Origin of the sequence: Enterobacter sp. LM3, from assembly GCF_046622475.1 — a bacterium.
Classification (GTDB): Bacteria; Pseudomonadota; Gammaproteobacteria; order Enterobacterales; family Enterobacteriaceae; genus Enterobacter; species Enterobacter cloacae_P.
The window spans coordinates 136,049-147,497 of sequence record NZ_JBJURN010000009.1 but is presented as its reverse complement, the minus strand read 5'-3'; the positions used below and the strand labels follow the sequence as shown (position 1 = coordinate 147,497).

Sequence of the window (11,449 nt, the reverse complement as noted above, 5' to 3'; positions counted from 1 at the left end):
CCGGGCGGAGACATGTTCCGCGTCGTTGATCACACGGGAAACGGTCTGATAAGAAACCCCCGCAAGGAGGGCTACGTCATAAAGAGTGATCGCTTTCATGCATTCTGACACCGCATCAATAGATGACTTCTATTCTGGCACAGCGATGTCATTAAAGCATGTGAGCGCTTCGCAAAATTAAACAACCTGCTCCGGCTGAGGAATTTTATCAGCGCGTGGTTTCTGTCGGAACCAGGGCAAACAGATCTGGATAAGCGGGCCAATGGTCAGGGCATAAAGTACCGTTCCCACACCGAATGAACCGCCAAGCAGACAACCAATCAGCAGAACGGACACTTCAATCGAGGTACGCACGCTACGGATTGACCACCCCATTCTGGCATGAATGCCAGTCATCAGACCATCACGCGGGCCTGCGCCAAAACCGGCTCCAATATACATACCCGTTGCTATCGCGTTCATCACAATAGCCGAAACCAGCAGAGCAATTCGGATGGGCAGCGAGGTTAGCTCGGGGATCAACGCCATCGAGGCATCCGCCGCCAGACCGATGACAATCACGTTACTGAGGGTGCCAAGCCCGGGGAGCTGGCGCAGGGGGATCCACAGCAGCAGCACCGCCGCACCGGTCAAAATGATCACCGTGCCAATGCTCATTCCCAGCTGTATCGCCACCCCCAGGTGAAAGACGTCCCACGGATCGACACCCAGATCCGAACGAATAAACATTGCGGTTGACAGGCCATAAAGCCCTAAGCCGACGTAAAGTTGCAGCAAACGACGTACCATTTTTATCTTCTCCGAAAAACCAGACTTTCATATTGTGCGAAAATGGCATTATGATTAATGTCCAGTTTTCAAATAGTGGACTGCACATGTCATCACGTCGTTTCGGTAGCCAGTCTTTGGTACGCCTGCTTGGCCACTGGCAACAAACCTCTACCCGGATCCCACTCTGGCGTCAGCTGGCTGACGCGTTACGTCTGTTAATTCTTGATGGCAGGCTGGCGCTTAACACGCGTCTGCCGGGCGAGCGGGAGCTGGCCTCTGCGCTGGACGTTAGCCGCACCACCATCAGCAGTGCGCTGGCTCATCTGCGGGAAGAAGGGTATCTGGAAAGCCGTCACGGCAGCGGTTCACGCGTGATCCTGCCGGATACTCGTGCCGTACCTACCCTTTCAGCGGCAAGTGCGGCACTGGATCTCTCTACTGCCGCGCTCAATGCCGGGCCAGAAATCCACCAGGCTTACACCCATGCACTCACGGCGATCGCCCAGCACCTTTCGCTGACGGGTTATGACCAGCTCGGGTTACCGGCACTCCGCGACGCCATTGCCGCGCGCTATACCGCACGTGGGCTTCCGACCCGGGCTGACGAAGTGATGGTGGTGAATGGCGCGCTCAGCGGTTTTGCGCTGATACTGCGGATGATGACTGGCCCCGGCGATCGCGTCGTGGTCGATCACCCCACCTACCCGCTGGCGATTGCCGCTATTCAGGGGGCGCAGTGTCGTCCTGTCGGCGTTTCGCTACCGGAATCGGGTTGGGATACGGATGGCTTCGCGGCAACGCTTGCCCAGACAGCGCCGCGTCTGGCATACCTGATGCCGGATTTCCACAATCCGACGGGGCGCTGTATGGATATCGCCACCCGTCAGGCGATAACCGACATCGCTGCTCAGACTCGTACCACGCTGGTTGTCGATGAAACGATGGTGGATTTATGGTTTAGCTCACCGCCGCCGCCACCACTGGCAGCGTTTAACCCGCAGGCCACCGTGATCACACTGGGTTCCGCCGGAAAAAGCTTCTGGGGTGGACTTCGCCTCGGCTGGATCCGCGCCTCCTCACGAACCATCGCAACGCTTGCCCAGACGCGTGACACGCTGGATTTGGGATCGCCGCTGCTGGAACAACTGGCAACGCTGTGGCTTATCGAAAATAGCGACACTTTTCTCCCGGCTCGCCGGAAAATGCTGGCTGAGCGCCGTGACCGTTGCGGTGAACTGTTGCGCGAACACTTCCCGGAATGGACGTTCCATGAGCCAGAAGGGGGGCTTTCATACTGGATAGCACTGCCGGGCATGCTGGCAACGCAGCTTGCCGCACGGGCTGAAACGCTGGGGATCAATCTGGGAGCCGGAACACGGTTCGGTTTGTCGGGTGCGTTTGATCGTTATTTACGCATCCCCTTCTCGCTCGCCCCGGCAGAACTGGAACAGGCGCTGCTCAGAATCAAGCCGCTGTGGCTCGCTCTGAATAAAAACATGCCATCCGTCAAACGGAGTTTAGTCTAATGTGAGCAAGATAGAAGCAGCCAATGAAATACGAACTGGTTACATTTTAACCCGTGATTAAAATCACATATTATTTCGTTGCGTAACAAATAATAAAAACTGCTGACTGTAACGTATGCAGTCAGCAGTTTTCACCCGTCAGGATTTAGTGCTGAGGAGGAATAGGAAAGCCCTTCAGTGAAATAACGAAATTTTCACCCTCTTTCTTTATTTTTGCGCCAGTATCACACCAGTCCGACGCAATACGAAAGAACTCATCACTACCAACATTCCAGCCAAGACGGACATGCTTCACGTAACCTGAACGCAACAGATCGCAGGCCTCTTTGTAGTCGTTGGCGGTAGACAGTTGTTGTTTCATTTTCTCTTCTTCAGAAGTTTGCGTAGTGCTTTGATTTCTTTAGGAGTAAATGGAGTTACACTCTCTTCTTCCGTATGCTGATTATCAATATCCTCTTCCGATACTCCCGCCTCTTCCACTGCTTCAAACGCCAGCAGCAGCAGTTTCTCCGTTGTTACGCTTAAATTTTCGTTATTCACTTCCGCATAATGGCGAAGTCTTTCTTTTAGCGCACCATCAATCTTAACGTTTAATACCGCAGTAACCATGATTGTCACTTCCCTTCGGAATAAGTCCTTTATTTAATACACGAAGTTAACATTGTAATCCAGATATATATTTTTTGCTTATGACAGAAAAAAGACACCCAATAATAAAATGGCAGTCTATTATTACAGGTTTATGACAGTAATATTTCAGCAAGATGAAATATATATTATATAAGATATTAAATACCTTTAATTTCTGTGGGTAACGAGCTGAAGTTGGGGGGAGAGAACGCAGGAGAGTCTACAGAGAGCAGAAATGGGTGGGGGCCCTGCCAGCTACATCCCGGCACACACGTCGTCTGCCCTGGCTGCTTCCTTCCGGACCTGACCTGGTGAACAGAGTAGCGTTGCGGGAGAACCAACAGAGCCCCCATTGAGAGCGTTGTTAACCAACGCGCTGGCGCATTATCCCTGTGCAGCCCACCAATTGCAAGCTGCTGGCATCCGGATGGTGGTTTATTGCGCAAACCGGAGCAAATAGGTCCCTCATCACCTTTGCAGTCAGTACAGATGCACAGATTGCGAACCCCTTCGCAGTAAATTTGCTCACTCATGCCACACTCTTTGAATGTGGCTGACCAGGCGCTTTATCTCTTTCCAGGATGCACCCATGATTAACACGCTCCCCAAAACATTGACCCTCGCCATGCCAGCCATTGACGGCGTGACTCTCCATCATAAAGGGCTGAACTTTCTGCGCCCCGACCTGATGCTGGATTTTGTCAGCATTAGCGAACGCCCCATGCTTTTCGTCACGCCGATCGCGGTACTTTATTCCACCATTGGCGTAGTGCGTCACATCAACCTGAGAAGAATACCGGTTGCTGTATCCGGGCGCGTTATCTATCCCATCTGCTCACAGGCCTTACCCGATCTTCGGGCCAAACTCATCATCAATACCCCGGCGAGAAAGCTGAAATTTCTCGAAAGTCTGGTCGCGATGCGCGATCAACCTGCCGCCAGCGGCACAAAAGTGATCGGCCTCGCACTGGAGTTCACCGTTCAACAGGCTGACTGAGCAAGATACCCGTGCCGCTTCACAATCATTTCAGGGTCACTTATCCTGTGTTTTTTTACGTCTGGTAAGCAATATGGACTCTTACGATCCACTCCCTGAACCGTTACCTGACACCTTTCCTGTCCGGGTCTGGCAGATTGTTGCCTCTATTCCTGAAGGTTATGTCACCACCTATGGCGACGTTGCTCGTCTTGCGGGTTCTCCCCGCGCGGCACGTCAGGTCGGTGGCGTACTGAAACGGTTACCGGAAGGAAGCACATTGCCCTGGCATCGGGTGGTGAATCGCCACGGAACTATTTCGCTCACCGGGCCAGACTTGCAGCGCCAGCGCCAGGCATTACTTTCGGAAGGGGTGCAGGTGTCGGGATCAGGACAGATAGATTTGCAGAAGTACCGCTGGGTGTACTGATACCCTCCCCCGAAGGAGAGGGCAAAAGCCATTAAGGCTGAGCTGACGGCGCAACAGGAACTTCCGTTTGCTGCACAGGTGTCAGATTGAGGTCAACTTTTGTCCCGCCGTTGTTGATCGCTTCCTGTACTGTATCGGTGATAAAGACCAACTTACCGTTGATCGTTACCGCCGCACTCAGAAGAATACGCGCATTCGGCTGCACGTCTGCTGGGTTATACGGTAGCACAAAGCTAAACGGAGCCTGTTTGCCTTCTGTACGAACGACGCGTTGCGACAGCACTTTCGACGGCGCATCAGCCAGCGAAGCGTCAGACAACGTCACCGTTAATACCGCATCTGGCGGCAAAGCGACTTTCTGACGGATCCAGATCGTACCAGAAACATTTGGCTGCTGAATGGACTGCTGTGAAAGTGTATTAATCCCATACGGATCTGCGGCTGGTACCTGGGCGCTCTTACCTGCGCAGGCAGACAATGCCACCGCAATAGCTATACCACTTAGCATGGGTACGAGTTTCATTGAAGTCTCCTTATCATCAATGCACCAGCGGGATCGATCCCACCCGATGTCGTTAGCATTCACATAACGTAAACAAGTGTGGCACAAATCACTTATTAATGCCTGATTTCGACCCATTATTCAGATTATTCCACCCATCTGACCACTTTCATTTCTGCGTTATACTCTGCGTATCTTTCGCTACGGCGTTTATTGAGGACGACTATGAGTCAGGCACTAAACAATCTGCTGACATTACTGAATCTGGAAAAAATTGAGGAAGGACTCTTTCGCGGACAGAGTGAAGATTTAGGCTTACGCCAGGTCTTCGGAGGGCAAGTCGTAGGACAGGCGCTGTACGCAGCTAAGGAGACCGTCCCTGCAGACCGTCTGGTGCACTCATTTCACAGCTACTTTTTACGCCCTGGAGATAGCACGAAACCGATTGTGTACGACGTTGAAGTGCTGAGAGACGGTAACAGTTTCAGCGCACGCCGCGTGGCGGCCATTCAGAATGGCAAGCCTATCTTTTACATGACGGCTTCATTCCAGGCTCCGGAGCCGGGTTATGAGCATCAAAAAGTGATGCCTCCAGCCCCTTCTCCGGATGAGCTCAAATCAGAGACGGATATTGCCCGCGCGCTGGCGCATCTGTTGCCGACACAGATGAAAGAGAAGTTTATCTGTGACAAGCCGCTTGAGATCCGCCCTGTCGAATTCCATAACCCGATGAGAGGCCACACCGCCGAGCCAAAACGCCAGGTGTGGATCCGCGCCAACGGTATCGTGCCGGATGATTTTCACGTCCATCAATACCTGCTGGGCTATGCTTCCGACTTCAACTTCCTGCCGGTTGCGCTACAGCCGCACGGCGTTGGGTTCCTGGAGAAAGGGATGCAGGTCGCAACGATCGACCACTCCATGTGGTTCCACCGTCCGTTCGATATAAACGACTGGCTGCTCTACAGTGTGGAGAGCACTTCGGCATCCAGCGCGCGCGGATTTGTTCGCGGAGAATTTTACACCAAAGCGGGCATTCTGGTGGCCTCGACGGTGCAGGAAGGGGTCATGCGAAACCGGGGATGATTTTGTGCGGCCTGATGTCCTCACCCTGGCCCTCTCCCACGGGGAGAGGGAATAAACACTAAAAAAGGCAACCGAGGTTGCCTTTTTGCAATTTATCAGGCGTTGTACGCATTCTCGCCGTGGCTGTTCACGTCCAGACCTTCGCGTTCCTGCTCTTCCGGTACACGCAGACCCACTGTCATATCCGCCAGTTTATAGCCGATGAAGGCCACAACGGCAGACCACACAACGGTGATGGCGATACTTTCCAGCTGCACCAGCAACTGATGAACCATTGTGACGCCTTCTGCGTAACCAACACCACCCAGTGATTTTGCGGCGAAGATACCGGTCATGATACAACCAATGATGCCGCAAACACCGTGTACGCCGAACACATCGCAAGGGTCATCAACGCGCAGAACGCGTTTCAGTGCGGTAACACCCCACAGACCTGCCAGCCCCGCCGCCAGACCGATGAGCAGCCCCCCGCCGACACCGACATAACCACACGCAGGGGTGATACCAACCAGACCGGCAATCGCACCAGAACATGCTCCCAGCAGGGAGGGTTTACCGCGAATAGCCCACTCACCAAATACCCAGGAGAGGATGGCACCCGCCGTTGCCACAACGGTGTTCACAAAGGCCAGCGCGGCGATTTCGTTAGCTGCACTTGCAGAACCTGCGTTGAAGCCGAACCAGCCAAAATAGAGAATTGCGGTACCGGTAAACACCATTGGCAGGTTATGCGGCTTGAACGCTTCTTTACCAAAGCCCACACGTTTACCAATCAGGTACGCCCCCACCAGACCCGCCACCGCGGCGTTGATGTGTACAACAGTACCGCCCGCAAAGTCCAGCGCGCCATGCGTCGCCAGCAGACCACCGCCCCAGACCATATGGGCAATTGGCACGTAGGAGAGCGTCAGCCAGACGACCACGAAGATCAGCACCGCAGAGAAACGGATACGCTCAGCCAGCGCCCCCACAATCAGACCCACAGTGATACAGGCAAATGAGCCCTGGAAAGCGACGTGGATATACTGATAGAAGCTGCCCATCAGGGCGGTCAGTTCAATATTTTTCAGCATCGCCCAGTTGAAGTTGCCGAAGAAGGCGTTGCCTTCCCCGAATGCCAGCGAGTAACCGTAGACAACCCACAGTACGCACACCAGCGCGAACGTTACGGCAACCTGCGTCAGCATGGAGAGCACGTTTTTACCGCGGATCAGACCGCCGTAGAACAGCGCAATACCAGGAATAGACATGAACAGCACCAGCGCGGTACTGATCATCATAAAAGCGTTATCGGCTTTGTCTACCACCGCAGGGGCTGCAGCCATTGCCAGGCCCGGCAGCAGTGCCAGAGAACCCAGAGCCGTTTTGATTGTTGCTATCTTCATTTTCTCGATCCCTATCACTGTGTGCCAGGAGTTACTTACAATGCCGCTTCGTCGGATTCGCCGGTGCGAATGCGAATGACGCGCTGCAATTCGGCAACGAAAATTTTGCCGTCGCCAATTTTGCCGGTGTAGGCCGCTTTGCTAATGACATCAATGACTTCATCAAGCTGGTCATCGGCAATTGCGACATCAATTTTTACTTTTGGCAGGAAGTTAACGCTGTATTCCGCCCCGCGATAAAGCTCGGCATGACCTTTCTGACGACCAAAGCCTTTCACTTCGGTGACAGTCAGTCCCTGAATACCCATAGAAGACAACGCTTCACGCACGTCTTCGAGTTTGAATGGTTTGATTACAACCGTAACCAGCTTCATAAATCCCCTCCAGTCAGAATTCGGTAATGGCCGCAGCTAACACGTATGAGATATTGCAAGCGGTGTGCCAGAATTAAAAACAGAGGAGAAAAGCGGTGTAATGCGTGCGGAAAGGCATTGCCCGACTTACAGAGGAAAAAAAACGCACCATGACAGTGCATGGTGCGTTTCCGTTTTGCACCAACAGTAATGACTGTTAGCGCGTTGCCTGATTTTGGTGCATCAGGCGCTAAGCGACTCTTCTTCGCGCGCGCTGGCGGCCAGCTCTTCTCCGGCCAGTTGCAGCTGGTACATCTGCCAGTAGCGCCCTTTTGCCTCTAACAGCTCCCGATGCGTACCGCGTTCGACGGCCTGCCCGCGATGCAGCACCAGAATGGTATCGGCTTCAACAATGGTTGACAGGCGATGTGCGATGACCACCAACGTCGTATGGTCACGCACGGCGGCCAGCGCCTGCTGGATAGCCTGTTCGGTACCGGAGTCGATACTGGCCGTCGCTTCATCCAGAATCAGCACCTGCGGCGTTTCAATCAGTACACGCGCCAGCGCCAGAAGCTGCTTTTGCCCGACGGAGAGATTATTCCCCTGCTCACCCAGCCGGGTGTTGATACCGTCGCTAAATTCGCGTGCCAGGTCAGCCAGCTGTACTTTTTCCAGCACCTCCCAGACCTGCTCATGGGTATATGGCCGCCCCAGCGTCACGTTAGCGTAGAACGTATCCGCCATCACGACCGGATCTTGCTGCACCATCGCAACGCCTTTACGTAACACGTTGTGGCTGAGCGACACGAGCGGACGCCCGTCCAGACGAATTTCGCCCTGCGTTAAAGGGTAATACCCCATCAGCAAACTCGCCAGGGTGCTCTTGCCGCTGCCGGTATGCCCCACCAGCGCCACAAAACCACGCGACGGCACATCAAGGCTAATGCCCTGCAACACCAGCCGGTCGTCACGGTAGGCAAACGAAACATTATCAAAAGCAATCGCCCCGCTTTTCAGGGGGTGTTCATCATTGCCATAGGTCTGACGCGGCCTGTCCATCAGCTCGAAGACGCGCTCCCCTGCCACCACGGCCTGTTGCAGCATGGATTGCTGGGTAGTGAGCTCTATAAGCGGCTCGTTAAGGCGTCCGAGGTAGCTAATAAACGCGTACAGAACACCCACTTCAATCGTACCGTTTGAACTCAGCCCAAAGAGCATCAACAGGCCGCAGAGCACCAGCGCCGAGAAGAGGCTTAACAGTGGGCGCAGCAAGAAACCGTCCAGTCGCAGCGTCTGCATACGCGCCATATAGTGCGAACGGCTGGCTTCACCCATTCGCTCACCAAAGCGCGCCTGCTGGCGGAACTGCTGAATGACGCTCATCCCGTTGATCACTTCGTTGAAGCCATCATTAATATCGGCCAGATAGGCTCGCACGCGACGCACAATTGGCGTGCTGTAGCGTTGATAGATGACCATCACGATTAACACTGCCGGGAAGATGGTGATCGCCACCAGTGCCATGCGCCAGTCGAGGCTGAACATGGCCACCAGCATGGCACCAATCAGCGCAGCACTGCGCAGCACGGTCGCCACGACGGTGACGTACAGATCGCGGATCACCTCGGTATCGTTGGTAACGCGTGAAATAACCTGCCCAACCGGCTGGATATCAAACTCGCTCAACGGCTGGCGCAGTGCCGCATCCATAACATCTGTACGCAGCTGCTGTACCACGCCAACGGCTGCCCGGTTAAAGAGCAGCGATTGCGCATAGTGCAGCCCGGCCGCCGTCAGCTGTAACCCAACGTAGACCACACCTAAGCCTGCCACCAGTCCCAGCGGCAGATAGCTTTTCGCCACCATGTTGTCGATGAAATAGCTGATGAGCAAAGGGCCACTCACCTCAGCAATGGCCGCAATCCACAGCAAAAGCACGGCAAGGGACAGTGGTTTCCGCCACGGCGAACCATAGGCGAGCAGGCGTTTGAGCGTTGGCCACTGCGTTCCAGGCTTACGCATTTGCGGCCTCCTCATCCTGTTCAGGAGCATCGTCCAGCGCCGCTTCAAGCTGTTGGTAACGATACATATCACGATACCAGCCAGGCTGCCCGGCCAGCTGGTCATGCTGCCCGCGCTGGGCAATATGCCCGTGCTGCAACACCAGAATCTCGCTGGCTTCCGTCAGCGCCGACAAACGGTGCGCGCTGATGATCACCGTGCGTCCTTCTCCCCACTGGCGAAGGTTATGCAGGATCTGGTGCTCAGTACGGCCATCGACGGCGGAAAGCGCATCGTCCAGGATCAGGATTTCGGCATTCAGCAACAGCGCACGCGCAATCGAAATACGCTGCTTTTGCCCGCCGGAAAGCATGACACCGCGCTCACCAACTTCCGTTTCATAGCCCTGTGGCAGGCGTAAAATATCGTCGTGCACGCTGGCTAAACGCGCCACATGTTCAATTTCTTCCTGTGTCGCTGTGGGGTGACCGAGCGCAATATTGTTCGCCACAGTGTCAGAAAACAGGAACGGCGTCTGGCTGACTACCGCCAGACGTCTGCGCCAGTCGTCCAGCAGCAGCTGCGTCAGAGGGCGATCGTGGAAACGAATGTCGCCCTGTGTCACATCAAAGTGACGCTGGAGCAGCGACAGAACGGTGCTTTTCCCGGAACCCGTCGGGCCACAGATACCCAGCATCTGGCCGGGGGATAGCGTGAAATTCACATTTTCGATCACCGGATGTTCCGTGTGTGGGTAGGTAAATTCACGAATATCCGCTTTCATCACGCCACGCCCTTCCGGCACCGGTTCGCTACCATCATTGACGACTGGCGCTTCGGCCAGCATGGCGCGAATGCGGCTGTAGGCAGCACTGCCGCGCTCAACAATGTTGAACATCCAGGCCAGCGCCAGCATCGGCCATATCATCAGCCCCAGATACATCGCAAAACTGGTCAACTGGCCGAGGGTCATCGACCCCTGTACCACCATCCAGCTCCCACCGCCAATGGCCAGCAGGTTCGCCATACCGATCGCGATATATATCGTCGGGTCAAAACGCGCATCAATGCGCGCGACACGCATGTTTTTCGCCCCCGTATCCGCCGCATCGGCCGCAAACAGCGCAGATTGTCTGTCCTCCAGACCGAACGCTTTGATCATGCGAATACTGGTCATACTCTCCTGAGTACGATCGTTAAGCGATGAAAATGCCGCCTGCGCCAGCTTGAAACGTTCATGAAGCTTTTCACCGTAGCGGTTGATCGCCAACGCCATCAATGGCATCGGCAGTAACGCCAGCAGGGTCAGCTGCCAGCTGATCTGGGTAGACATCACGATCAACACCGCGCAGCCCATCACCAGAGAATCCACCAGCGTTAACACCCCTTCCCCGGCGGCAAACACCACGCGATCCACGTCGTTGGTGGCGCGGGCAATGAGATCCCCGGTGCGATGACGCAGGTAAAACTCAGGATGCTGACGACTCAGCTGGCGATAAAAATCTTCGCGCAGCTCTACAGCCAGCTGATAGGACGCGCCAAATAAAAGCACACGCCAGACGTAGCGCAGCAGGTAAACAATTACCGCGGTCAGCACCAACGTACCAACCCACATCAACACCCGTGCGGTGGTGTAATGCTGTTTCGTGACGCCATCCACGACAAACCCCACCACTTTCGGCGGGATCAGCTGCAAAATGGCAATGATAATAAGCAGGCATACTGCGCCGAGGTAGCGTTGCCACTCCCGACGAAAGTACCAGCTTAATTGGGCAAATAATCGCAC

General features: G+C 54.6%; 13 protein-coding genes and 1 other RNA gene. 4 read left to right on the top strand and 10 right to left on the bottom strand.

Annotated features, from left to right (window positions below; translation table 11 throughout):
* On the bottom strand, nucleotides 1–99 hold a 99-nt coding region (locus ACJ9N4_RS12320; protein ID WP_411500523.1), incomplete at its 3' end, for a LacI family DNA-binding transcriptional regulator.
* Between the two features lie 78 nt (nucleotides 100–177).
* Nucleotides 178–789: a YczE/YyaS/YitT family protein gene (locus tag ACJ9N4_RS12315; protein ID WP_182919502.1), complete on the bottom strand. Its 612-nt coding sequence runs from the start codon at nucleotides 787–789 to the stop codon at nucleotides 178–180.
* 86 nt (nucleotides 790–875) lie between these two features.
* On the opposite strand from ACJ9N4_RS12315, the gene ACJ9N4_RS12310 reads away from it, so the two are divergent.
* Nucleotides 876–2,297, top strand: a complete 1,422-nt coding sequence (locus ACJ9N4_RS12310) for a PLP-dependent aminotransferase family protein (protein ID WP_182273968.1) — start codon at nucleotides 876–878, stop codon at nucleotides 2,295–2,297.
* A 145-nt stretch (nucleotides 2,298–2,442) separates the two neighbouring features.
* Here ACJ9N4_RS12310 and ACJ9N4_RS12305 read toward each other — a convergent pair whose 3' ends face one another.
* The 3 genes from ACJ9N4_RS12305 to ffs all read right to left on the bottom strand — a co-directional run bounded on the left by ACJ9N4_RS12305 (nucleotide 2,443) and on the right by ffs (nucleotide 3,270).
* Entirely contained in the window at nucleotides 2,443–2,658 is a 216-nt protein-coding gene (locus ACJ9N4_RS12305) for a hypothetical protein (protein ID WP_014069144.1), read from the bottom strand.
* Entirely contained in the window at nucleotides 2,655–2,906 is a 252-nt protein-coding gene (locus tag ACJ9N4_RS12300; RefSeq protein WP_182273967.1) for a hypothetical protein, read from the bottom strand. The genes ACJ9N4_RS12305 and ACJ9N4_RS12300 overlap by 4 nt, the downstream gene beginning before the upstream one ends.
* A 267-nt stretch (nucleotides 2,907–3,173) precedes the next feature.
* Nucleotides 3,174–3,270: signal recognition particle sRNA small type (ffs, locus tag ACJ9N4_RS12295), an RNA gene on the bottom strand.
* Nucleotides 3,271–3,516: 246 nt separating this feature from the next.
* Between ffs and ACJ9N4_RS12290 the strand changes: the two genes are divergently transcribed.
* Both ACJ9N4_RS12290 and ACJ9N4_RS12285 read left to right on the top strand, forming a co-directional pair.
* A complete protein-coding gene (locus tag ACJ9N4_RS12290; protein WP_182273966.1) occupies nucleotides 3,517–3,924 on the top strand; it encodes a dTDP-glucose pyrophosphorylase in 408 nt (135 codons plus the stop codon).
* A gap of 73 nt (nucleotides 3,925–3,997) precedes the next feature.
* Nucleotides 3,998–4,333: an MGMT family protein gene (locus ACJ9N4_RS12285; protein WP_182273965.1), complete on the top strand. Its 336-nt coding sequence runs from the start codon at nucleotides 3,998–4,000 to the stop codon at nucleotides 4,331–4,333.
* A 31-nt stretch (nucleotides 4,334–4,364) separates the two neighbouring features.
* Here ACJ9N4_RS12285 and ACJ9N4_RS12280 read toward each other — a convergent pair whose 3' ends face one another.
* Nucleotides 4,365–4,856 (bottom strand): YbaY family lipoprotein, encoded by a 492-nt coding sequence (locus ACJ9N4_RS12280; RefSeq protein ID WP_182273964.1) that lies wholly within the window; start codon nucleotides 4,854–4,856, stop codon nucleotides 4,365–4,367.
* 204 nt (nucleotides 4,857–5,060) lie between these two features.
* Between ACJ9N4_RS12280 and tesB the strand changes: the two genes are divergently transcribed.
* Nucleotides 5,061–5,921: an acyl-CoA thioesterase II gene (tesB, locus tag ACJ9N4_RS12275; protein ID WP_182273963.1), complete on the top strand. Its 861-nt coding sequence runs from the start codon at nucleotides 5,061–5,063 to the stop codon at nucleotides 5,919–5,921.
* A gap of 95 nt (nucleotides 5,922–6,016) precedes the next feature.
* Here tesB and amtB read toward each other — a convergent pair whose 3' ends face one another.
* The 4 genes from amtB to ACJ9N4_RS12255 all read right to left on the bottom strand — a co-directional run bounded on the left by amtB (nucleotide 6,017) and on the right by ACJ9N4_RS12255 (nucleotide 11,449).
* On the bottom strand, nucleotides 6,017–7,306 hold the full coding sequence (amtB, locus tag ACJ9N4_RS12270; protein ID WP_182273962.1) for an ammonium transporter AmtB: 1,290 nt from the start codon (nucleotides 7,304–7,306) through the stop codon (nucleotides 6,017–6,019).
* Nucleotides 7,307–7,341: 35 nt separating this feature from the next.
* Nucleotides 7,342–7,680 (bottom strand): P-II family nitrogen regulator, encoded by a 339-nt coding sequence (glnK, locus tag ACJ9N4_RS12265; protein ID WP_008503304.1) that lies wholly within the window; start codon nucleotides 7,678–7,680, stop codon nucleotides 7,342–7,344.
* 222 nt (nucleotides 7,681–7,902) lie between these two features.
* Complete coding sequence (locus ACJ9N4_RS12260) at nucleotides 7,903–9,684, bottom strand: SmdB family multidrug efflux ABC transporter permease/ATP-binding protein (RefSeq protein WP_411500518.1); 1,782 nt, start codon at nucleotides 9,682–9,684, stop codon at nucleotides 7,903–7,905.
* Nucleotides 9,677–11,449: a SmdA family multidrug ABC transporter permease/ATP-binding protein gene (locus tag ACJ9N4_RS12255; RefSeq protein ID WP_182919499.1), complete on the bottom strand. Its 1,773-nt coding sequence runs from the start codon at nucleotides 11,447–11,449 to the stop codon at nucleotides 9,677–9,679. The genes ACJ9N4_RS12260 and ACJ9N4_RS12255 overlap by 8 nt, the downstream gene beginning before the upstream one ends.